This window comes from Longicatena sp., from assembly GCF_982403165.1.
The window spans coordinates 21,533-43,573 of sequence record NZ_CEVYEL010000007.1; the positions used below are offsets into that span (position 1 = coordinate 21,533).

Annotated in this window: 18 protein-coding genes and 1 tRNA gene; 15 read left to right on the top strand and 4 right to left on the bottom strand. The window is 38.3% G+C overall.

The annotated features are described in order from the left end of the window. The first annotated feature begins 9 nt into the window (after window positions 1-9). Both proC and AC1VS3_RS02460 read left to right on the top strand, forming a co-directional pair. Window positions 10-813, top strand: coding sequence for a pyrroline-5-carboxylate reductase (gene proC / locus AC1VS3_RS02455; protein ID WP_008978159.1), 804 nt, complete (start codon window positions 10-12; stop codon window positions 811-813). A gap of 232 nt (window positions 814-1,045) precedes the next feature. Then, the gene (locus tag AC1VS3_RS02460) at window positions 1,046-1,321 is read left to right on the top strand and encodes a DUF3795 domain-containing protein (RefSeq protein WP_117547914.1); all 276 of its coding nucleotides are present in this window, start codon (window positions 1,046-1,048) and stop codon (window positions 1,319-1,321) included. A gap of 108 nt (window positions 1,322-1,429) precedes the next feature. On the opposite strand, the gene AC1VS3_RS02465 is transcribed toward AC1VS3_RS02460, so the two are convergent. Further along, window positions 1,430-2,491 carry a helix-turn-helix domain-containing protein gene (locus AC1VS3_RS02465; RefSeq protein ID WP_196029261.1) on the bottom strand — a complete coding sequence of 354 codons (1,062 nt, stop codon included), beginning with the start codon at window positions 2,489-2,491 and terminating at the stop codon, window positions 1,430-1,432. A gap of 125 nt (window positions 2,492-2,616) precedes the next feature. Between AC1VS3_RS02465 and AC1VS3_RS02470 the strand changes: the two genes are divergently transcribed. The 5 genes from AC1VS3_RS02470 to AC1VS3_RS02490 all read left to right on the top strand — a co-directional run bounded on the left by AC1VS3_RS02470 (window position 2,617) and on the right by AC1VS3_RS02490 (window position 8,050). Further along, complete coding sequence (locus AC1VS3_RS02470; protein ID WP_270757357.1) at window positions 2,617-3,342, top strand: metallophosphoesterase; 726 nt, start codon at window positions 2,617-2,619, stop codon at window positions 3,340-3,342. Between the two features lie 530 nt (window positions 3,343-3,872). After that, window positions 3,873-5,828: a hypothetical protein gene (locus AC1VS3_RS02475; protein WP_270757358.1), complete on the top strand. Its 1,956-nt coding sequence runs from the start codon at window positions 3,873-3,875 to the stop codon at window positions 5,826-5,828. Window positions 5,829-5,987: 159 nt separating this feature from the next. Next, window positions 5,988-6,551, top strand: a complete 564-nt coding sequence (locus tag AC1VS3_RS02480; RefSeq protein WP_008978166.1) for a hypothetical protein — start codon at window positions 5,988-5,990, stop codon at window positions 6,549-6,551. Window positions 6,552-6,695: 144 nt separating this feature from the next. Beyond that, on the top strand, window positions 6,696-7,166 hold the full coding sequence (locus AC1VS3_RS02485) for an Ig-like domain-containing protein (protein WP_481275488.1): 471 nt from the start codon (window positions 6,696-6,698) through the stop codon (window positions 7,164-7,166). An 89-nt stretch (window positions 7,167-7,255) separates the two neighbouring features. After that, a complete protein-coding gene (locus tag AC1VS3_RS02490) occupies window positions 7,256-8,050 on the top strand; it encodes an Ig-like domain-containing protein (RefSeq protein WP_481275489.1) in 795 nt (264 codons plus the stop codon). 100 nt (window positions 8,051-8,150) lie between these two features. Here AC1VS3_RS02490 and AC1VS3_RS02495 read toward each other — a convergent pair whose 3' ends face one another. The 3 genes from AC1VS3_RS02495 to AC1VS3_RS02505 form a co-directional block, all read right to left on the bottom strand. Beyond that, window positions 8,151-11,396 carry a UvrD-helicase domain-containing protein gene (locus AC1VS3_RS02495; protein ID WP_412260049.1) on the bottom strand — a complete coding sequence of 1,082 codons (3,246 nt, stop codon included), beginning with the start codon at window positions 11,394-11,396 and terminating at the stop codon, window positions 8,151-8,153. Next, a complete protein-coding gene (locus tag AC1VS3_RS02500; protein WP_119983427.1) occupies window positions 11,389-14,061 on the bottom strand; it encodes a PD-(D/E)XK nuclease family protein in 2,673 nt (890 codons plus the stop codon). Before AC1VS3_RS02500 ends, AC1VS3_RS02495 begins: the two co-directional genes overlap by 8 nt. 206 nt (window positions 14,062-14,267) lie before the next feature. Next, window positions 14,268-14,357 (bottom strand) — tRNA-Ser (locus AC1VS3_RS02505). 328 nt (window positions 14,358-14,685) lie between these two features. Here AC1VS3_RS02505 and AC1VS3_RS02510 point away from each other — a divergent pair. The 8 genes from AC1VS3_RS02510 to AC1VS3_RS02545 all read left to right on the top strand — a co-directional run bounded on the left by AC1VS3_RS02510 (window position 14,686) and on the right by AC1VS3_RS02545 (window position 22,037). Beyond that, window positions 14,686-17,481: an Ig-like domain-containing protein gene (locus AC1VS3_RS02510; protein ID WP_119983428.1), complete on the top strand. Its 2,796-nt coding sequence runs from the start codon at window positions 14,686-14,688 to the stop codon at window positions 17,479-17,481. Window positions 17,482-17,608: 127 nt separating this feature from the next. Then, window positions 17,609-18,613: a UDP-glucose 4-epimerase GalE gene (gene galE / locus AC1VS3_RS02515; RefSeq protein ID WP_117547928.1), complete on the top strand. Its 1,005-nt coding sequence runs from the start codon at window positions 17,609-17,611 to the stop codon at window positions 18,611-18,613. 57 nt (window positions 18,614-18,670) lie between these two features. Beyond that, window positions 18,671-19,387: a sugar phosphate nucleotidyltransferase gene (locus tag AC1VS3_RS02520; protein ID WP_008690509.1), complete on the top strand. Its 717-nt coding sequence runs from the start codon at window positions 18,671-18,673 to the stop codon at window positions 19,385-19,387. Between the two features lie 119 nt (window positions 19,388-19,506). Further along, window positions 19,507-20,271 carry a DEAD/DEAH box helicase family protein gene (locus tag AC1VS3_RS02525; protein WP_481275490.1) on the top strand — a complete coding sequence of 255 codons (765 nt, stop codon included), beginning with the start codon at window positions 19,507-19,509 and terminating at the stop codon, window positions 20,269-20,271. 37 nt (window positions 20,272-20,308) lie between these two features. Further along, on the top strand, window positions 20,309-20,656 hold the full coding sequence (locus AC1VS3_RS02530; RefSeq protein ID WP_481275491.1) for a helicase-related protein: 348 nt from the start codon (window positions 20,309-20,311) through the stop codon (window positions 20,654-20,656). After that, window positions 20,587-21,315, top strand: a complete 729-nt coding sequence (locus AC1VS3_RS02535) for a ComF family protein (RefSeq protein ID WP_008978175.1) — start codon at window positions 20,587-20,589, stop codon at window positions 21,313-21,315. Before AC1VS3_RS02530 ends, AC1VS3_RS02535 begins: the two co-directional genes overlap by 70 nt. Window positions 21,316-21,341: 26 nt before the next feature. Next, window positions 21,342-21,545, top strand: a complete 204-nt coding sequence (locus AC1VS3_RS02540) for a cold-shock protein (RefSeq protein ID WP_008978176.1) — start codon at window positions 21,342-21,344, stop codon at window positions 21,543-21,545. 294 nt (window positions 21,546-21,839) lie between these two features. Further along, entirely contained in the window at window positions 21,840-22,037 is a 198-nt protein-coding gene (locus AC1VS3_RS02545; protein WP_008690517.1) for a cold-shock protein, read from the top strand. Window positions 22,038-22,041 lie beyond the last annotated feature (4 nt).

The following is a 22,041-nucleotide window of genomic DNA, read 5'->3' on the forward strand; positions in this document are numbered from 1 at the left end:
GGAACACATATGAAAACAATTGGATTTATTGGCTGTGGCAATATGGGAAAAGCTATGGTAGAAGGCATTATGAAGGCACAGTTAGTGGATGGCGATCATATGATCGTCAGTAATCAGCATCCAGAGAAACTGGAAACATTAAGCAGAACTTATGATTTATATATTAGTGATAATGAAACCGTAGCCTGCAATGCGGATATTTTATTTCTTGCTGTCAAACCGCATATGTATGGCAAGATCATTGAAGAAATACGAGAGCATGTGAAACCAAATGCAATCATGGTGAATATCGCTGCCGGTGTTACCTTAGCAGATCTGTATGCAATGTTTCATCGTAAGGTGAAAGCAGTAAAAGCGATGCCCAATACCCCTGCTTTTGTTGGTGAGGCAATGAGTGCACTAGCGTTTGGAGAGATGATGAGTAAGGATGATAAAGAAGATATCATTGATATCTTTGAAAGCTTTGGACAATGTGCAGAAGTACAGGAGTCAATGATGGAGGCGGTAACGGTAGTCAGTGGTTCTTCACCGGCATACATGTTTATGATTTTGGAAGCTATGGCAGATGAGGCGGTGTTAGAGGGCATGCCGCGAAAAGATGCTTATAAATTTGCGGCACAAGCCATGCTTGGTTCTGCTAAAATGTTATTAGAAACCGGGAAACATCCCGGCGAGCTTAAAGATATGGTTTGTTCACCGGGCGGTACGACCATTGAGGCTGTCATGAAAATGGAAGAAAAAGGTTTGCGTAGTGCCATCATGGAAGGTATGCGAGCTTGTGCGGATAAAAGTCGTAAGATGACAAAGAAATAACGAAGATAGGGATGAAGTAATAGCATCCCTTTTTTGATGTTTGTGACCATGTTGCCTAAGGTATTTACCAAACAGCAAGAGCTTAGATATCTTTGCTAAGTCTTATGATTAGGTAACGTTTAGGAAGATCCCTAATTATGTCCTTTTTTTACATGAAATAAGGGTGTTCATTTCTTATACTATAAGGGTAGAAAGGATCGGTAATGATGATGTCATTACGATGGTGATGAAGATGATAGAATCAAGATGTGGTATCTGTTGCAGCAAGTGCGAATTTCAAAACACGATGAATTGTGCCGGTTGTTTACAGATTACAAAACCATTTTGGGGAGAACAATGTCCGGTAAAAAGCTGTGTTGAAGAAAAAAAGCTTGCCCATTGTGGAGAATGTGCGCAATTTCCATGCGCCTTAGCAAAATCCTTTGCTTATGATGAAAAGCAAGGAGATCAGGGAGAGCGTTTGCGCAATTGTCAAAAATGGCATGCGATGCAAGGCGAAAAAGGGTAGAGAATACTCTATACATATGTAAATAATCACTATTCATTAAAAAGAGCCGTATGATCACTTATACGACTCTTTCTCTATATAGGTTGCTTTTTGCATCAGCATCCGAATTTAACTGTTTTGTATCTTCTTATATAATGCCTGAAATTCTTCTTCCTCTCTTAGATAATCCAAATCTTTATCGTCTAAGAGCTGTAACAGTTGTTCCTTTCCCATAATGGTAGGTAAGCTGTTTTTATCCAATGCAATCTCTTGAAACCAAAGTGTTTGTTTCAATAAAGCTTCTTTGCGTTTTGCCATCTCATCCCAATGCAACAACATATCCACATAGCGTTTTACATAATACAAGGCTTCTTGTTTATCTTCATAATAACCTTCTGTAATCGGCATAAAGGAAATATCCTCTTCCATATGAAAGATTGTTTGTAGTGCCTTTAATAAATCTAGATAGGCTTTAATTTCTTCCTTCTTATGTGTGTTTCTGGCAATGGTTGCTAAGGACATTATATTCATGCAGATGGCATGATAATGCTGATATAATTGTTCCTGCAATAATTTGTTTGCCTTTACATAATCCTTTTGCATTAAGTAAATGCTTGGCAACATGGATATTGGATCAAAATGCTTTGGAAAGCTTTCTAACAGCTGTTCTGCCTTGTCGTATTTTTCTTCCATCATATAAAAATCCACAAGAAAAATAACAGCTCCTTCCTTGATAGGATCGCTGGTACTGTTGATGAGTTCTTCACATAGTTCTTTCGCAAATGTTTGATAGACAGCACCATTCTTTTCACCGCCAAACATCATGACATACATCGTATTTGACGCAATGCGCAATTTCAGTAATTCACTGTTTGGGTAGGTATATAACAATTCTTTCGTATAGGCAAAAGCTTCTTCAAAAGGAACGCTTTGATACATTTCCAAAGCTTTTTTAGCCATTTCTACAATTTCTTCTTCACTTGGTTCACTTTCAAAATTAAGTAATTCGTCCGTACTCACATGGAAGATTCGTGCTAAAATAGGAAGAAGAGTAATATCGGGATAAGAAAGGTCATGTTCCCATTTACTAATCGCTGCACTGCTTACTTTGCAAAGCTGGGCAAGCTGCTCTTGTGTCAGCTGTTTGTGTAAGCGCAATTCGCGTATTTTATTTCCTAAACTATATTTCATATAAACCTCTTTCTATACATGGCCTTGTATGGTTTTATTATAGTTGAGCAAAAGCGCAACGACAAGCGAGTATTTGTTAAGTTTTTTATGAAAATTTCAACTGTTAGTTGAGAAAGGAGCATTCTATGGCTGTTTATGTGATGAGTGATGTGCATGGATTAAAGGATCGCTATGATCGTATGATGGAAAAAATTCATGAAGAGGATACTTTGTATATCTTAGGAGATGTGATTGATCGTGGCCCTAATGGTATCGTCATTTTACAGGATGTCATGCAACGAAGCAATGTGAAGATGCTGATGGGAAATCATGAATATATGATGCTGCAGTATTATCAGGCATTAAAAGATGAAAAAATGGATTTATACGATAAGATGTTAATCCTGGATCGCTGGCAGCGTAATCACTGCCAGGTAACTATTGCCCAGTTTCAAAAGCTGACAATAAAGGAACAAGAAGAAATCTTATCTTATCTAGCCGATCTTCCACTGGCTTATTGTGATGTACATGTGCAAGAGCAGCAGTATTATCTGGTGCATGGTTATCCTTGCATGCAATTTCAAAGTGGCTGTGTAAGGATGAAAGATCTGAAAGATACAGAGGTGTGTGTTGAGGATTTTGTTTGGGAGCGAATCGAAAAAGATGAGGCATTTTTTAATGATCGTTGCGTAATTTTAGGGCATACGCCTACCTTATATTTGCAAGATAGCAGACCGTACACGATATGGACAGGAAATAGAAGTATAGAAGATGCACATGTGATTAATATTGACTGTGGGTGTGCGGCAAATAATGCATATACACAATTAGCATTGTTGCGCTTGGATGATCGAAAAGTATTTTATTTTTAAAAGGGCTTAACACTTACATAGTGTTATCTTTTATCCACACAGGGGATGCGAGCATATTTTAGATAAAGGTTATGTGCAAAAAAGTTTATGAAAATAGCAACATTGATAATGGGAGAATATGCGGACAGTGAGTAAGCAGAATCCTCTCAAATAGAAACATCAGCTATCGGCATTGTAAAAGAAACTGTCAGAATTACGGAAAGTAGTTTAGTGAAAAGCTATAAAACTTTCTCATATTCTGACAGTTTTTTTCTTGTTTGTAACTTGATATGCACGAGGCAGCTTTTACTATACATGATTTGCTGGATGCCTGCTCTAAATGGAATTCCTGTCACACCTTTTGTCACAACTATAACTTAACAAAAAACTATATTATCATGTATATAACGATAATGGGCTATGGAAGATTATAAGCAATGATCGATTAGCGAATATCTATGTATTAGGACATTTAATGACTGTATCATAAAGGAGATGAGGCTACGATATAAAGAATTCATTTGAATATTAAAAAGGAAAGGGAGAAATGTATGAAAAATGTTGAAATTAGTTTAAAAAAATTTAGTTTAAAAAAAGGATTCATTACTTGTTTGGCTTTGTTATTGGGATTATCTGTAATTGAAGCCAGTTCACTGTATGCTGCAGAGAAACAAAATCGGGCAAGAACGGCAAAAGAAGTACAAGCATGTAAAAGTAATCAAAATGAAAATAGCTTAGAAATCTATCGTGAATTTGATTATACAGGACATGATAGCTATTTTCGTTATTATATCGATGGTAAAACACGAGGAAAAAATGGCGTTTATGGGACTATAACTGGGGTGAAAGCTGGCCTTGATAATACGAAGTTTACTGTTAATTATTCGGATTTTTATAATTATGTTGCGACAGGTGAAATACAAAAAAATTCAAATCAATGGTTGGAATATGCGATAAAAGAATATCAAATGGCTAAACAAAAGAATAAAATTAATGCCTTTGTTTTACCGAGTCAAGTGATAGAAAAGAAATGTTACTATTATGGAGATCATGACAAATATTGTTATGATGGGGCATATTATTCAGATTTGGCAGACGGTGAAAATGCCTATCGCATGTATAAGGATACGATAAAGATGCATTATAAGCATCCAACAACCTTCACATCTCAAGAATTAACGTCATTAAAGAAAATTGATGTGCCGATCATATTCTATTCTGGTGAATATGGGTATCTTCATGATTATCATATGATGTTTAAGAAAATTACGAATAGTACGAATTCATTTAAACCTTCAGCGCATGATCAAATAAGCAATACCCAGCTTAACACATATCTTAAAAATCATAAGCTAGAAAATGCTATAAATAAGGATGCTAAGATCATTCCTGGTATGGCGGAAATTTATATGCGGGCAGAAAACCTTTCGAACGGTAATTATAATTTATATAATTATGATCCGAAAACAAATGGCATTTCTTATGCGGGCAGGGCTGTAGAAAAGGATAACGTATTAACATTTAAGACGAATCAAAAAGGTTTCTTCTTTCTGACTAAAGAAAAAACAGCTACTGCTACGGTGAAAGGTTATTCTGGAACGTATGATGCTAAGGCGCATGGTATTACTTTGAGTGGCTATCCAACGGATAGTAGCATACATTACAGAACAAGTCCTTCTGGCGTATGGACAACAAAGAAACCATTACGAGCCAGTGCAGGAACGACAAAAGTATATTATAAGATTGAACATCCTAATTATAAAGCGATAACGGGAAGCGCTAATATAACGGTGAAGTCAGTCAGTCTGCTTTCTGCCACGGTAGCAACCATCCCAAATAAAACGTATACAGGAGGACAGATAAAACCTTCTGTGACAGTCAAGCTAGGCAAAACAACTTTAAAAGAAGGAAAAGATTATAAGTTATCTTATACTAAAAACACAGCGGTTGGTAAGGCAACAATCCAAATCACAGGTATTGGAAATTATACAGGATCAATAAAGAAATCCTTTACAATTGTAAAAAAGAATATATCAGGGTTAAGTTATTCAGGTTTAACAACACGCTCTTATACAGGGAAGAGAATGAATCCGGCAGTAGTTATAAAATATGGAAAGACGACATTAAAAAGGGGAAAAGATTATACTGTCAAATATGGAAAAAACACATCTGTTGGTAAGGGAACTGTACAAATAACCGGAAAAGGTAATTATGCCGGCACGGTTGTAAAAAACTTTAATATTGTACCGAAAGCACCAAGTGTAAGTGTTAAGGCGGCGAAGGGAAAGCTTCAGGTAAGCATGAAAGCCGTTGGTGCCAGCGGTTATCAGATTGCATATGCGACAAGTAGCAAGGGGAAATGGAACTATACGATGAGTGGCAGTAGTAAAACGATAAAGCTTTCGCGAAATAAAACGTATTATGTAAAGGTAAGAGCCTATAAAACAATAGATGGAAAGAAATGCTATGGTTCTTATAGTAGTTTAAAGCATGTGAAAACAAAATAAGCAGAAGGGATGATAAAGGGAGCTGGGCTCCCTTTTCCTATGCTTCATGCTAAGGTTTTGGATTTGTAATAACGATTACATAATTTCACAAGATTACTTGACATATCTTGCCAGGGTTTAGTGATATACTGACAATAGAGATCACAAGGAGGTTTCTATATGAAATGGAAATTGACTCATAAACATGAACATGACATCATTGAAAATGAAGGAGGAAAAACATTAAGTTATAATCCCAACCTAGGTATACAAATAATTGAGCAGGATGGCTTTGCGTTTAAAGATCTGAATCAAAGTGGCGAATTAGAACCATTTGAAGACTGGCGCTTACCACTTACGAAGCGGGTCATGGATTTTACAAATCGTTTTGTATTATGGCAGGAGGAAGATCAGTTATTTTATCGCAAAGGACGTATTGCGATACCAAAAGAAGTGTATGCTGAAATACGTCAACATGGAGAAGAAACCATGCAACTTCATAATGGGGATATGGTGGAAGAGGATTTGGAGTATTTAAAGAAAAATGATCTCATAGCTGTTTTGTTGTTGATGTTTGATAATGATCGAAATACCGGAAAAGAGGATTATCTGCTGCAGCTGATCATTCATAGTATGGAGCTTGGTGTTTTAGAAAATATTATGTATTCCATTTGGGAAGCCGTTAGAAAATTTCTTCAAAATCGCGATTTGCAACAATTTTCTATGATATCCACCTTACCATAAACGTTTAGATCATAAATAAATAATGGGCAAGAGACTGAAATCTTGCCTTTCTTTAATCGATTGTATGAGAAATATTGCCATGTACCTGAAATGAAGCTATAATAATCCTATTAAAGGCGTAATTGGCCTTAGGAGGGGAATAACATGAAAATATGCAAGAAGCTTATTGGCTGTTTGATGAGTCTATTTATAGTGTTTAGCATGATGGGACCAGTACAAGCAGCAACGATGGAAAGCCAAAGGAATGATGTTAGTGTTTCAAAGATTTCATTTAATTATATTTCAAAAACACTTTACACAAATGAACATTTACAATTAAAAGCTACACTAACACCTAGCAATGCAACAAACAGTGCGATTACATGGTCTTCTAGCAATACCAAAGTTGCATCCGTAAACAGTACTGGTTTGGTTTACACAAAAGCACCTGGTACTGCTACGATTACCGCAATGACCTCAAATGGTATTACAAAGACTTGTAAAATCACCGTTCTAAAAAGAGGTTTAACAACGACCAGCGCATCACTGTATGTAAAAGGAACGACCAAATTAACGTTTAAGGGATCTTATGGAACAGTAACATGGTCATCTGATAAAAAAGTGTTGCGACAGTAGACAAGCATGGGAAAGTAACAGCTGTAAGACCCGGTACTGCTTATATTACGGCGAAATCAAAGACGGCAATTTCTAAATGTAAAATCACAGTGAAACAGCCAGCTTTGAATAAGCATTCTGCATCTTTGTATTTAGGTTCTCATATGACACTGAAAGTAACTGGTGGAACCGGTGCGATTACTTGGACATCTTCCAATAAGAGCATTGCGACAGTAAACAGCAAAGGGTATGTCACAACGAAAAAAGCTGGAACTGTTTATATTAAGGCAAAACGTAATGGTTATACTGCTCAGTGTAAATTAACAGTGAAAAAACCTAGCGTGAATGCAACCAGCAAGAGTATATATACTGGATTTTATACAACCTTAAAAGTAAATGGCGGTACAGGTAAGATTACCTGGTCTTCATCAAATAAAAACATTGCTACGGTAAATAGCAGTGGCCGTGTGGTTGGTAAAAAAGCCGGTACGGCATATATTTACGCGAAACGAAACGGGTATACGACAAAATGTAAAGTCAGCGTAAAAGAAAACGCAAAATCTTATAATGTTTCCACCAATGTATTTGATTATGATCGTGGTGATCCTTCGGTAGCAGTTAGAAAAGTTTATTATAGTGGTGGAGCTTTACGATTAGATACTTATGTAGTCAACAATCGTATGACAACGGTTAAGAACTTTAAGAAAATTAATTTTAAAATTTATGATTATACAGGTAAATTAATAGCGAATCAAACTTTTACTAATTTTGCTTTAAATATTAATCCATATAGTTATAAGAAAATAACCTTTAAGTTCTCATCAGCAGGAACTTTGAAAAAGGGTGCATTACTTTATAAGGGCATCACAGGATATTATGAAGGCTCTTACACATATACTTACTAGTCGAATTCAAGAAGGAGAAATCCTTCTTTTTTTTATAAATTTAGATACAAAAAAAGAGGATACCATATACCGTTTGGTACCCTCTGCATAACCTAATCATTTATGAGACTTGAATCATCTCAGATAAATGCAGTGAATAAATATAGCAAGCGATCTTACTGTTTGGATATAGCGTGTTCATAGCCTTTTGATACAACAGTAACTGTTCCCGATATCTTGTTATTAACTCATCAGCTGAAAAGATGGCATCGGTTTTAAAATCGATAATGGTAATACCGTTCTCTTGTATTGCCACAAAATCCATGAAACCATGTAAGACTTCCTCACCATCCTTCACCATGAAAGGAAGCTCATAATAACAGGTGGTTTTCAAGCATCGCTGAAAGACTTCGTTTTCATATAAGTCGTGCAGGTGCTTAACATCTTGTTCAGACAGCGTTATGTGCAGGCGTGCCGCACATTGCCGAATTGCGGTATCTTCGTATGATGAATTGGCCAAGGCTTCAATCATCTTATGCATCATCGTACCATACTGCATACCTTTTGGCTTTTGCAGGGTAATTGCTATATCTGTAGCTTTTTTCGCAGAAGCTGTCGCAAACTGTAAGGTTTCCACCTCTTGATGATAAGGCTGTATGTGATATTGAGGTTTTATCGGTTCTTGAAGAGGAAGACTTTGCCACAGGGTATGTACTTCTTTGATGGTGAAAAGGTCATTTGGATGTTGCAGAAAAGTTTGTAAGAGCCAGGAGGTATAACCGCCACGATCGTATATAGAAGAAGTCGTTAAAGGCTTATTATATTGTTCCAGGTCTAAAACACAGTCTACGATATGCATTTGTTGCTGAGCACGTGTCGTTGCCACATAGAGGATACGCATTTCTTCTTCTAGCTCTTCTTTATCTTTTTTATGCTCCATGGCGATACGAGGAATCGTTGTTCGTACATAGCGTTCAGGCAGTTCCATTCGTTTTAAGGCAATTCCCAATTCACTGTCACAGATGCATAAATCTTTAAATTCAATTGCTGTCATGGCATCATTTGACCATAAGAAGACAACCGGAAACTGCAGCCCTTTTGATTGATGGATGCTCATGACACGGACGACATCAGCTTCACTGCCAATCGGTATTGCCTCTGCTGTTTGAGCATCTTTAATCTGTTCAATCTGATTCAAAAACGCATGAATGCCCATGGCTTGCTGTTGTTCAAAGGTTGCTCCTTTTTCAAACAATAGATCCAAATTGGTTTTTTCCTGCACGCTTGTATGCAATGCATAATAATTATTTTGCTCATATAAACGATTCAGCGTCTTTGTAAGGGAACAACCAAAACATTCTTTGCGTAATTCTTCGAAGGCCTGAAAGCCGGGAATAGGATGTTCCTTTAAATATGCATAAAAACTAGATTCATATACCTTATGTGCAGCTTGTTGACTTGCCTTTTGTGCCTCTTGACGTTTGGCCAGCTTGCTTTGGGCAATTTGTTCTGCACTACAAGGGAATAAAGGAGATAGTAAGATGGCGATTAAGGCGATATCATTATGCGGATCTTCGATGGCGCGCAAGGCACTTAGCATCAGCGATACGGCACTGGATTGGTAGAAACCGGATTTCACATCAATAAAATAAGGAATATGCAGTTCATCAAACACTTTCTTCATATTTTCTTTACGAGCATTTCCTCTCACCAGTACGACAAAATCCTTCCATTGACGCTGTTCTTTTTCACGTATTTCTAATATCTGATTGGCGATATAGCTGGCCTTCAGATCATTTTTAGCGAGAATCAACGCATTGGCCTTCTTGATCTCATCATGAAAGATGGCATGAAAACAGATTGGCACATTGTCTTGCAATTGTTCTGCAACGCCGGTTTCTACATCATCTGCATCGGCATAGCGGCAGGAGAAACCGTCTAAATTCATTAACTGTTTAAATAAGAGGTTATTAAAATCAACGATCATTTTTTTCGAACGATAGTTGTTTGATAAATAGATGACTTCATCATAGATACCCTGTTGTTCAATGATACCGCGCATTAAAGAAGGTTTGGCATGTCGGAAACCATAAATGGATTGTTTAATATCACCGACACGAAAGACATTATTTTCACGGCAAATGGATTGAACCAGGGTATTTTGCACATCATTGCTATCTTGAAATTCATCTACCATGATTTCAGTAAACTGCTCACGATAGCGCTGTGCTACCTGACCATCTTTACACTGCAAGATTTCCAGTGCATAATGCTCCATATCGTCAAAATCAATGACTGCTTGTTCTTGTTTTATACACGCATAGCTCCTTCGATAATCCTTGACCATTTCAATCAGCTTTTGAACGTAAGGCTTTAATGCTTGCATATCCTTTATGAATTGTTGCTCACTGAATAAAAGTCCTAATAAACGATCTTCTAATTCTTGTGATTGTTTACGCAAATGAACATATTCTTTATCCTCTTTATCCGGAGAGGGAGGAAGGATTCCATGGGCAATGGATTGAAAGGCTAAACGAAAGTCTTCATAATCACGTTTGGCTAAGGTTTCTTGTAAAGATGGCAAAGCCTGTACCTTTTGTTCTACTAATGCAGCTTTTTTTACTTCACTGTCATAGCGGTAACGATAAAGTTCCTGAATGCGCAAGATGCCTTCTTCATAACGCGAACATTCTACTGCTAAGTAGGAAAAGAAGTTTTCTTGTATGGCAATGGGCAGATCTTGTATATGCTTGATATTATCATAAGGGATGAGCAAAGCGTTTAACCAGTCATCGGAATTTGCTTGTGAGGATGCCATGACAGCAAGTGAGGTAATCAGCTTGCGCAGTGCCTCATCATTTTCACTGCGTGAGGAAAACATGGCACAAAGATCAATAAAAACTTTATCCTGTTTGGCATATTGGTTTTGAAAAGCTTCTTCTAATGCTTCTCCCTGATATAAGACCATCGTTCCATTATCCATGATGTTGGTGATGCGCGTAGCATCTAGGCCAATCATATAGTAATACTCTTGTAAAATGGATAAGCAGAAAGAATGGATGGTCGAAATATGGGCAGTTTGTATACTTGTAAGCTGGCGGGTGATGTAAGCACGTTCCTCAGGATCCTTTGTTTCTTCATAGGCTTTCTGTAAAGAAGCAGCCAGTCGCTTTTTCATTTCACTGGCCGCCGCCTCCGTAAAGGTCATAGCCAAAATGGCATCAATCGGAACACGATCTTTTACCACCAGATCCATTAAGCGGGCAATTAATACCGTGGTTTTACCACTGCCGGCAGAGGCGGATACCATGATGTTTTTATCTTTTGTCTGAATAGCTTTCAGCTGTTGGGGATTCCAGTTAGGCATCTTCATCCTCTCCTTTCCGATAGAGGGAATCATCTGTTTCAACCATGGCTTTGCGTTCAAATGGCATACCATGGAAACGGCAGATAGCATGAAAATCACAGTATAGACAGGCATCTTCACTTGGTTCTATGACGATATCACCATCCAGCATACGTTTGGCTAATTGCTGATAAATGCTCGTGAACCAGCGTTCTATGCTATGTAAGTCGTATAATTTACTTGCTTTGATGAGCTGATCTTTATTGCAGCGAACACCGCTCACATGCGTGCCTTCATCATCTAATAAGGATACATTCGGATACATGGTCCATCCATGTATGCGATGCGTTTTGATGATGGCATCTTGTAGATCTGCTTGTTCAATCGGTGTATAGGTAACCGGCTTGCGGCGCGATAGCTTACCTGCTAGATGGGGAATATTTTCATTTTTTAATGATAGATAATAAGCTCCCATAATTTCTTTTTGTTCCAGTTTGGCCATGACGATGGAATAGGTTAAAAGCTGTAACTGCATTGCCGCAAATACTTTTGTTTCCGATAGTGTTTTTGCACTGCTTTTATAATCCAGAATGCATAGGATATCATCATATACATCCAAACGATCAATGAAGCCATGCAAAGCCAGTGTGACATCCGATGTTACAGGTATTTCATATTGAAATTCGCGTTCTTGTTGCCAGGGCTGGAAATGAGAATGTTCCTCAAAAGAAGCTAAACGTCGCAATGTCTGCATCATGCTGGATTCGATACGGATACGTAAAATCTGTAAGCGGGTACGCATGTCCGAAAAGACTTCTTGAAGGGCGTCTATTTCCTTGTCAATCAAGGCGGTAAGCGTTGTTTCACATACACTTGTATAGGCTTTCCCCTGTTGCTTAGTCAAGGTTTCTAACAGATAATGTGAAAGGGTTCCCATATAAGAATCCGCAAAGCCTAGTTTCATAGGTTCTCTAATACCTAACCCATAACGCAGGAAATATGAAAACGGACACTTTACATAGCGTTCAATAGAAGAGATGGAACCTTTGATTTGCTGATTGCGAACAAACAGCGCATGGGCTGTTTGCGAAGTAATGGTCAGCGCAATATCTGCTTTTTCATACATTTCCTGTAAAGGATAGGGTTTAGCTCTTTCATCGAACATTTGTTCTATTTCTAAGGCAGCTTCTAAAGATTTTCCTTCATACGTACCTAAGGGATAGGATATATAGAGATGTTGGCTGCGGTTTAGCAGCTTACGTAACTGTTTCAGATGCAATTGATAGCGATGTTCCATGCTTGGATAAGGCAGAGTTTCATAATAGTGCTCATCAAAGATACCACGTTTTGCCATAAAGGCAGGATATTGATTTTGTGTAGCGCCTAGTAAGAAGTGATGTTTTCTGGTACAGGATCCCTGTTTCAGTGAGGTGACACTGACGCCTTGCAATTGATGAATCGTGGAATGTACAGTAATATCCGCTAATAACTGTAGTAAAAAAGTGATATCATCCTTTTCCTTTATATATGGATATACTTCATTGATAACGTTCATGACATCTTGTAAAACCGCACTTTGCTGCATATCGTTACCCAGGCTGTTTTTTAAAAGTTTTAATACGGTGAGTAACATTTCTTCATAAGAAGCTGGATGCATGAGTGGTCGTAATTGTTCAGCGATATGCTGTCGGGCAATTTCTGCACGTTCCTCTATTTCTTTCAGCTTTGCCACATCCGTTTCATTCAGAATATGAGAAGTGGTGGAAAGTGTTTGTAAATGATCAAATGGCTGAAAGAAGTCTTTTTGATAAATTTGTAAATATTGCAGTAAGGAGGATAAAGTTTCCTCATGAAAGATACCACAATCTAAGCAGGCCAATAGATGTTCTTGCGTTGGCTGTAAATAATAATTCAACAGCATGTGTGCGCGTTTGACAATAATGCTGCTGGCAGCGGATGCCACAAGGTTTGTATAAGGGATATGATAGCGGGTAAAGATTTGTTCCAGGAGGGGGATATACGAGGTATCTGCCAAGGTGATGGCAACATCCTCAGCCTTCATCTCATGGCGTAAGATATATTGGGCACAGCCTTCAATTTCTTGTCGTTTATTCACTGCATGATAAAACTTTCGTTCATGAGGAATTTCTTCATCCTGTAATAAAGTAGCACCTTGCCTAACCAACAGGTTGACTAGTTGTTGTTGCTGTGGAGTGAAGAAAGCATCATAAATATATATCATATGTGCATCCTTATGCGCTATTTCACGAATCGCTTTAACAATCAAATCGCCTTGTGTTTCAATTGGATACAACGCAGTCAGGATAGTTTTTCGCTCAGCATGAGCTTCTTCCTGTTCGCTTAATACACTCAGCGGAATCTGCCATATCTTAAGATCATCAAGGCACTGCATACATTCCTTTAAGAAAACAGAAGTGAGAGCAGCTTCTTGATAAATATGTAAGGAAGAAGAAAGCGGTTTGATACGCTCGCGATAGGCAAATAAGATGGAAGCCTCACTTGGCGCATCTTCCAAGGATTGGGCAGACAGATAACCATTCAGCGTATATAAACGCAAGCCTAACAATCCATGGGTCGTTTGTAAAAGTTTTTGGCGAATGAGCGGATGCAGATGTGCCGGTGCCAGCAGTGTAGCGCCCATTGGTAATGATGAGAAATCAAGCATGTGAACTTCCTCCTTAGCGTTTCTTCTATTATATAATTTCTCGAGGTAAAAAGGCAATTCTGATATACCAATCCTTTTCTTGGAAATAAGAATGAAGGAAAGAGAAAACGTTTGCGCTGGAAAAGGTTATAGGTTTCATAAAGATAATGAATTCAGAGCATCATAGGGATAAAAAAACACCGTTATCACGGTGTATTCTAAACACTTGGCGCAGCAGAAAGGATTTGAACCTCCGGTGTCAAAAGACACGCCGGTTTTCGAAACCGGTGCATTAAACCAGACTCTGCCACTGCTGCGTATTACGTGGTTATTGTAACTGTTTTTGTTAGGTTATGCAAGAGGGAACATCGATTTGATTCAAATAGCGCGAAAATGAAATTCATCACAAAGATGAATTACAAGATCAGACCATGACATCTTGATATACCTGATAGATGGTAAGACAATCGATAAGGTTTGTCTTTCAAATAAAGGAAAAAGGGACTATAATAATAGTAATAAGTGTTAACGCTATAAGTTTTCAAAGAGGCTGGTATGATCATGACGGTAAGAAATATCCAAAACTTGTAACTTTATGTGACGCATTTATGATAAAATGAATAATGAGAGGGGATTTGAAAGGATATGAAGAAACTTTTAATAGCATTATTTTGTGTGGCATTGCCATTATCATCGATGTCTTTTGTGCATGCGCAGGAAAAGAAAGAAACAGCGAACACATCCATAAAGGAGGATGTCTTCAACGATGGAGAATATGCATATGGCGATGGTTTTCAGGATATAGCGGAAGCAAATCCTTATGCACGTGTAGAGGGGTATACGTATCAGCGAAACGGCAATTATATTTTATATAACCTTAAAACAACATCATTATATAAAGAGCCATATGGCAATGTTAAGGCAAAATTATCGCCAAAGATACGCTATGCTACGAAACGATATGGCAATTATTTTTCTGTGAATACAGAAAAAGGAAGTGGATGGATCACCACTTGGGATGATAACATCCAGGAATTAGAAATTGAAGATATATCGGCACAGCTAAAAACAACGAAGACCTTAGATGTTTATTCTGTACCTATCTTTGATGATAGATTTGAGACAGGAACCATACCGGCAGGTACTTACACGATTAGCAAGCGTGCGAATTACTTTGCCTATGTGAATAATGGAAAATATAAAGGCTGGATCTTAACTTCCTATCATGATGACGGTACGGTTTTCAGTAAGCAATATGCAACCTATCTGAATACCAAGCGGACCTTATCGCAAACAAGTGTTAATGGTGTGGCCATTAAACAAAAATTATTACCTAAGATTTCTGATCCTACACGTTCAGGTATCTCGATGGTTCCAAAGTATGTGACCATACACAATACAGCAAATGCCAGTAAAGGCGCGGATGCCGCAGCCCATGCGAATATCCAGTATGAACGCAACGTTAACCGAACGGCCGCATGGACATCTTGGCATTTTCAAGTAGATAATAAAGTCATTTATCAAAGTTTGGCAATGAATGAAGTAGGCTGGCATGCCGGTGATGGCAATGACAGTGGAAATGCATCAACGATTGGGATAGAAATCTGTGAAAATGCAGATGGTAATTATGCTAAGGCTGAAAAAAATGCTGCTTATCTAACAGCCAGTATCTTATATGAAAATGGATTGCCGTATACAGCAGTCAAACGTCATCAAGACTGGTCTGGCAAGGATTGTCCATATAACATGAATCATATGAAAAAGGGATCCATGGGTTGGACGAAGTTTAAAGCGATGGTAAAAGATGAATATACGAAGTTACAATTAAAGCTTTCGACGTCTTCGACATCGCTGCCAGCAGGTACCACGATGACCATAAAACCAATGGTTTCATCTAATCTCACCAATAAAAAGGTTACTTGGTCAAGCAGTAATGCTGACATCGCCAGTGTGGATGCCAATGGCACTGTATTGGGTATTCGTGAAGGCAGTGTCACCATTACGGCAAAAGATGCAGCAGGGGGCAAGGCTTCCTGTAAAGTAAGCGTGAAACCAGCACTATTAACCTTGCATACGACTTCAATCACGATGTATCGAAATAAAACGATGGCCTTGAACATCGTTACAGCTATTCAGGGCACACCTGTATGGAAGAGTAGTGATACCAGTGTTGTCAGTGTCAATGCCGATGGGGTATTGACGGCTAAGAAAGCCGGCAAAGCACTTGTATTTGTCACCGCGGATGGAAAGAATGGAATTGCCAGTGTCACGGTAAAAGATCCTACCATCAAGCTGAATACAGCATCTGTGACGACCTATGTTGGAAAGACGTATACCTTAAAAGCCACAGTAACTCCAACAGCATCTATTTCATGGAAAAGTGAACAGCCATCCATAGCTAAAATTGATGCCAAGGGAACCATAACGGCGCTAAAAGCAGGAACAACCAAAATCAGCGCAACCGCAAACGGAGTTACGGCAACCTGTTCGATTAGCGTGAAAAAGCCAATCGTTACCTTGAATAAAACATCAATAACTTTGTATGAAAAAGGTAGTGTGACTTTAAAAGCGACGGCTTATGGAAAATCCCAAACCGTGCGTTGGTCATCAGATAATAAAGCAGTGGCAGAAGTTTCTTCATCTGGTAAGATCACAGCTAAAAAAGCCGGTACTGCCTATATCAGTGCCAGAGCAAACGATGCTAAGAAAACTTGTAAAGTTGTCGTTGTAAAGCCATCCTTGTCATTATCTAAGACAAGTATTGCCGTGAATGTAAAAGGCTCCTATACCTTAACCGCCAGTGTCAAGGGACTTAGCAGTAAATGTGTATGGAAAACAAAGAATAGTAGCATTGCCACAGTGAGCAGTACAGGTAAGATTACCGGGAAAAAAGCAGGGACAACAACCATTTCGGTAACTGCGAATGGAATTACCAAAACATGTAAGGTCAGTGTGAAAACACCATCGCTTTCCCTTTCTAAAAGTAAATTGTCTATATATGAAAAAGGCAGTACAACCTTAACTGCCAAGGTATCGGGTGCATCTTCAAAGGCAACATGGAAATCCAGTAACACCAAGATAGCAAGTATAAGCAGCAGCGGGAAGTTGACAGCGAAAAAAGCGGGAAAAGTTACGATCACGGTGAGTGCGAATGGGCTTAAAAAAACTTGCGTTGTAACGGTAAAAAAACATACACCGGTATCTTCCATCAAACTAAATACGACCATCTTAACTCTGAATAAAATACGCTCTTTCCAATTACGTGCTTATATCTCACCGAGCAAGGCAACTTATAAAACAGTGAAATGGAGTTCCAGTAATACGAAAGTGGCAACCGTCACTTCAAAAGGAAAGGTATATGCGAAAAAAGCAGGAACAGCCTATATAAGTGCAACTTCTAGCAATGGTAAAAAGGTACGCTGTAAGGTACGCGTATATTAAGCAGATCGATAACAAGTATTGGCATAAAAATCTTCTAGGATATTTGAATTTTTCAGCTTATAAAAAATAAATGCAGCAAGAGGCTATATTAATGCTATAATGAAACAGAAATAACAGGAGGAAGCTTATGAAAATATTAGTGACCGGAGGAACCGGATTTATTGGAAGTCATACCTGTGTAGAATTGCTGGATGCAGGCTTTGACGTTGTAATCCTTGATAATCTTTATAATTCACAGGCAGATGTCGTTGATAAGATAGAAAGTATCACAGGGAAAAAAGTAACCTTTTATGAAGCTGATTGTTGTGATGAAGCAGCGCTGGCACAAATCTTTGCCCAACATAAGATTGATGCCGCTATTCATTTTGCCGGTTATAAAGCAGTGGGCGAATCTGTGGCAAAACCTTTGATGTATTATCAGAATAATTTAATGAGTACCCTGGCATTGTGTAAAGTGATGGCAAAGCATAACTGTAAGCGTCTGGTATTCTCTAGCAGCGCAACGGTTTATGGCAATCCAGCGAGTGTTCCTATCTATGAAGATTTTCCATTAGGACCTACCACAAATCCTTATGGTACTACAAAATTGATGATTGAACAGATTCTAAAAGATCTGCATGTATCTGACCCTGAGTGGAATATCGCATTGTTGCGTTACTTCAATCCAATTGGTGCACACAAGAGTGGTCTGATAGGAGAAAGTCCAAACGACATTCCTAATAATTTAATGCCTTACATTGTAAAAGTCGCAAACAAAGAACTGCCTTTTTTACATGTATATGGCAATGATTATGATACACCTGATGGTACCGGCGTGCGTGATTACATTCATGTGGTGGATTTAGCCAAAGGCCATGTCAATGCAGTAAAAAAAGTCATGGAGCCAATCGGTGTAGATGCGTACAATTTAGGTACCGGCATAGGATATAGCGTATTGGATGTTGTCAATACATTCGCAAAAGTGAATGCGATTGAGGTACCATATCAAATTGATCCACGCCGTCCCGGGGATATTGCCCAATGTTATGCAAGTACGAAAAAAGCGTGGGAAGAGTTAGGCTGGAAAGCAGAAAAAGGATTAGAAGAAATGTGCAAGGATGCTTGGCATTTCTTACAGACAACAAAGAAATAAAGACAAGTGATCGAAAAGGCAGCGGATGGGCTGCCTTTCTTCACAGGGGGATTTTATATGAAAGCAGTAATTTTAGCTGCAGGTGTGGGACATCGTTTTAAAGAATTGACGAAATATAAAAATAAAGCGTTTTTTACCATCGGGCAAACTATGGTAATCAAACAGATCATTCAGTATTTATTACAAGCAGGTATTCGCGATATTACCATTGTTACCGGGCATCGGCATGAAGATTTTTCTATTTTGAAAAAGAACTACCCTATTCATATCCTGTATAATACGGCATATGGTGAATACAATAATATCCATTCCCTTGCTTTAATTGCAGAACAATTGAATGAATGTTGGCTGATTCATGGGGATACGGTCTTATTCAAGAATATTTTTAAAGAAGCATTTACACATACTACGTTTTATACGATGCTGAAACGTCCCAATGGAGCACCTGTTCGCGTTGTTGAAGTGGATGAACAGCACCATATTCAAGGATTCCATATCGATCGAGGAGAACGTAGAGTATTGTCCTTGCTCGGTGTCAGCTATTGGCGTAAGGATGCTCAGATGATCTTATTAGAAACTTTGAACCATCTGCATGAGAAGGAAAAGAAACGCTTTGATGGGGAATGGGAAGAGCTGTTACAAGAGGTAGTAAAAAAAGTCGAGGTAGACGCTTATCAATTGGATCGTAAATATGGCGGTGATCTAAACACGATGAAAGATTATCAAGAAATCGTGGAGACGTATGATCGTTATTGGAAATCCATGCGTAAGTGATGATATTGCGAAACGTAAAAACTATAAATAAGAGATTATTTACTAGAAAAATATGAAAATATTTGAATAAACACGGAAAACCACCAAGTTGTGTCGTATGACATAGTGAGGTGGTTTTTATGCGTTGCCAACGTTGCGGAAATGAGGACATGAACTATTTTTATCAAGATGAGGGTGTCTGGTATTGTCGAAAATGCATTGGGTTTGGCAGAGTAGATGTCGGAAAGGAACCAATAACGCGTCCATGCATGCGCAGACGATGTAAGTGTCACTACACGCTGCCCTATCCTTTAACGCCAAAACAACAAGTCGCAGTTGCCTCCATTATGCAGTACCTAAAAGAAGGCAAAGATGTTTTAGTGTATGCCGCTTGCGGAGCCGGTAAAACAGAATTAACAATGGAAGCAATACAATGGTATTTATGCCAAGGAAAGAAGGTGGGCTTTGCGATCAGCAGACGACAGGTCGTCTTAGAAATACAGGAACGTATGCAGCAGGCATTTCCTATGCTACAGGTCATTGCGGTATGTGAAGGATTTACGGATATCACGGATGGAGATTTGATTATTTGTACTATGCATCAATTATATCGCTATCATGGCTGGTTTGATTTGCTCATTATGGATGAAGTAGATGCGTTTCCTTATCGTGATAATGCTTTATTGGAAGCAATTGCGATGCATGCGTGCATCGGACAAAAGCTCATGCTCACAGCCACACCGGATGAAGATATGCTAGAAAAGGTGGAAAGGCAAGAAGTTTGCATGGTGGAATTGTTTCAGCGTCCGCATGGCTATCCATTGATAGAACCGCAGGTATATCAGATGCCAAAAGCTTCGCAGATAGTTTGGATGCTTTATTTTTTAAATACAACAAAAACATGATGGTATACAGACTTTGGTATTTGTTCCGACGATACATATGGCGAATACATTGTATCGTTTCTTACGACTGACACATCGTTGTGCCGTATTCACCTCAAAAACAAAAGAGAAAGAAAAGGTGATAGATGAATTTCATGAAAAACGATATGATTTCTTAATCACGACGACCATTTTAGAAAGAGGTATCACCATTCGCGGTATTTATGTGATGATCCTATGTGCCGATCATCCCATTTTTCAAGAGGCCAGTCTCATCCAAATGATTGGGCGTGTTGGTCGTAACATCGAAATGCCGAAAGGGAAAGGAGTGTTTTTATGCAGCCACAAAACCACTTCTATCAAACGCTGCTCCATCGCCATTCACAAGATGAATCAGACATTGTAGAGCATTGTCTGTTATGTTTTCAGAATGTACATAAACAAGAAGATATCTTTCATTATGTAAAACGTTCTTCTTTCTTATGCGGGGCATGCCGAAAACAGTTGGAGCCCTTATGCAAGAGCACGAAGTTGGACTCGCTGCAATTGTCTATGTTGTATCGTTACAATGATTTTTTAGAAAGCATGATCTTTCAATTTAAAGAAGGTAGGGATATTGCCTTGCGTCCTGTGTTTTTTCATGAAGTTATGCAGGAACTTAATGACAAATTTCGACAATATGCCATTGTATTAATGCCTTCCAGTAAAGAGAAGATGTTGGAACGCGGTTTCTTGCCAGTAAGGGAGATGCTGCAAGCTTGCAAGCTGGAAATCATTGAACCCTTTTATAAGACAAGCAATCACAAACAATCCTTACAAAATATGCAAAACAGGGCTCTTATTTCCCAGGTAATACAACGAAGAAGTGATGTTTCTTTGCCCCAAAAGCCCCTATTACTTGTTGATGATGTATGCACAAGTGGTTCTACCATCTTGTGTGCATACCAAAAACTCTTGCCGCATACATATAAAATAGAGGCGCTGGTACTGGCAGCACATCCTCTTTTTGTCGAATCCTGCGATGAAAAAGGTTTGCTAAAACGTATGCGATTCTCTATACTTTGATTGTTGAAATCAGGAAGGTGAAGTGAATGAAAGGTAAAGTAAAATGGTTTAACGCAGAAAAAGGATATGGTTTCATATCCAGTGAGGATGGCAAAGATGTCTTTGTCCATTATTCACAAATTCTACAAGATGGATACAAGAGTCTGGAAGAAGGTCAGACGGTAACCTTTGAGGCAGTAGAATCAGATAAAGGATTACAGGCACGTAATGTCGAAGTCTGTTCATCTTAATTTTTAAGATTTAGCGTAACATAAAAACATAGGATTCTTTAAGGTAGATCACCTTAAATCGCTACAATACAATTCATTTAGATTGTATTGGAAATGAAAAGGATTTGTAAAAGGAACAAAAGCTGTGTGTAAAAAATATACATTTTTGAAAAAATGTTTAAAATCGTTGTACTTCCAACAAAAACTGACGATTTTTTTACAAAACAATGTACTAAATTCATTGATTTTTCAATAAAATGTCTTTATAATTTTACTATGCAGTAAGGTTCGCATAGAAAGGTACAGGATTTAAGAATGCAAGGAAAAGTTAAAATGTTTAATCAAGAGAAAGGATACGGATTCATCACATTAGAAGATGGCAGAGATGTATTCTTTCACTACTCTCAGTTGATGATGGAAGGTTTCAAAACAATCGATGCTGACGCAAAGGTTGAATTTGAACTTGTTGAAACAGAAAGAGGTCTTCAGGCTCACAACATCGTAAAACTTTAAAAAA

Coding starts and splice junctions, on each gene's coding strand:
- AC1VS3_RS02495 (WP_412260049.1), bottom strand. CDS start 11,396: ATGCCTAACTGGAATCCCCAACAGCTGAAAGCTATTCAGACAAAAGAT.
- AC1VS3_RS02485 (WP_481275488.1), top strand. CDS start 6,696: ATGAAAATATGCAAGAAGCTTATTGGCTGTTTGATGAGTCTATTTATA.
- AC1VS3_RS02460 (WP_117547914.1), top strand. CDS start 1,046: ATGATAGAATCAAGATGTGGTATCTGTTGCAGCAAGTGCGAATTTCAA.
- AC1VS3_RS02480 (WP_008978166.1), top strand. CDS start 5,988: ATGAAATGGAAATTGACTCATAAACATGAACATGACATCATTGAAAAT.
- proC (WP_008978159.1), top strand. CDS start 10: ATGAAAACAATTGGATTTATTGGCTGTGGCAATATGGGAAAAGCTATG.
- AC1VS3_RS02530 (WP_481275491.1), top strand. CDS start 20,309: ATGGCGAATACATTGTATCGTTTCTTACGACTGACACATCGTTGTGCC.
- AC1VS3_RS02510 (WP_119983428.1), top strand. CDS start 14,686: ATGAAGAAACTTTTAATAGCATTATTTTGTGTGGCATTGCCATTATCA.
- AC1VS3_RS02465 (WP_196029261.1), bottom strand. CDS start 2,491: ATGAAATATAGTTTAGGAAATAAAATACGCGAATTGCGCTTACACAAA.
- galE (WP_117547928.1), top strand. CDS start 17,609: ATGAAAATATTAGTGACCGGAGGAACCGGATTTATTGGAAGTCATACC.
- AC1VS3_RS02470 (WP_270757357.1), top strand. CDS start 2,617: ATGGCTGTTTATGTGATGAGTGATGTGCATGGATTAAAGGATCGCTAT.
- AC1VS3_RS02525 (WP_481275490.1), top strand. CDS start 19,507: ATGCGTTGCCAACGTTGCGGAAATGAGGACATGAACTATTTTTATCAA.
- AC1VS3_RS02535 (WP_008978175.1), top strand. CDS start 20,587: ATGCAGCCACAAAACCACTTCTATCAAACGCTGCTCCATCGCCATTCA.
- AC1VS3_RS02520 (WP_008690509.1), top strand. CDS start 18,671: ATGAAAGCAGTAATTTTAGCTGCAGGTGTGGGACATCGTTTTAAAGAA.
- AC1VS3_RS02475 (WP_270757358.1), top strand. CDS start 3,873: ATGAAAAATGTTGAAATTAGTTTAAAAAAATTTAGTTTAAAAAAAGGA.
- AC1VS3_RS02540 (WP_008978176.1), top strand. CDS start 21,342: ATGAAAGGTAAAGTAAAATGGTTTAACGCAGAAAAAGGATATGGTTTC.
- AC1VS3_RS02500 (WP_119983427.1), bottom strand. CDS start 14,061: ATGCTTGATTTCTCATCATTACCAATGGGCGCTACACTGCTGGCACCG.
- AC1VS3_RS02545 (WP_008690517.1), top strand. CDS start 21,840: ATGCAAGGAAAAGTTAAAATGTTTAATCAAGAGAAAGGATACGGATTC.